This window comes from Vibrio sp. 378 (assembly GCF_033339435.1).
This window is the reverse complement of sequence record NZ_JAWOUO010000831.1, coordinates 1-593: the sequence shown is the minus strand read 5'-3', so window position 1 is coordinate 593 and position 593 is coordinate 1. Positions and strand designations below refer to the sequence as shown.

Annotated in this window: 1 protein-coding gene; it reads left to right on the top strand. The window is 45.0% G+C overall.

Annotated elements, in window-relative coordinates; genetic code table 11:
• Nucleotides 1-593, top strand: a 593-nt coding sequence (locus tag R7Q48_RS29100) for an alkaline phosphatase (protein WP_318133835.1), incomplete at both ends; no start/stop codon positions are given.

Here is a 593-nt window from a genome sequence, read left to right as displayed (position 1 = left end):
CGACTAACGACAAAGGTGAAACTTACCAAGCGCTAGAAAAGCTTACGCAAGGCAGTGTTTACCTGAAATCTAAGCGTAAAGACGAACGCAATCTGCTTACCGAAGCGCAAGACCAAGGCTACAGCCTAGCTTTCAGCCGAGACATGTTGGCACAAGCAAAAGGCGACAAACTACTTGGCCTATTCGCTTACTCAGGTATGGATGATGGTATTGCTTACAGCAACAGCAAAAACGATCCAAAACGCACACAACCATCGTTGAAAGAGATGACGGTCAAAGCGCTTGATGTTCTTTCTAAAAACAAAGACGGCTTCTTCTTGATGGTTGAAGGTGGTCAAATCGACTGGGCTGGCCACAGTAACGATGCTGGTACCATGCTACATGAGTTGATTAAGTTCGACGAAGCGGTGAACTCTGTTTACGAGTGGGCGAAAGGTCGTGACGACACACTTATCATTGTTACCGCAGACCACGAAACAGGTTCTTTTGGCTTTAGCTACTCATCAGCAAATCTACCTAAACAAAAAAAACGCAAAGGTGAAGCCTTTGAAAAACGCGATTACGCGTCAAACTTCAACTTCGGAAAGTTTGAA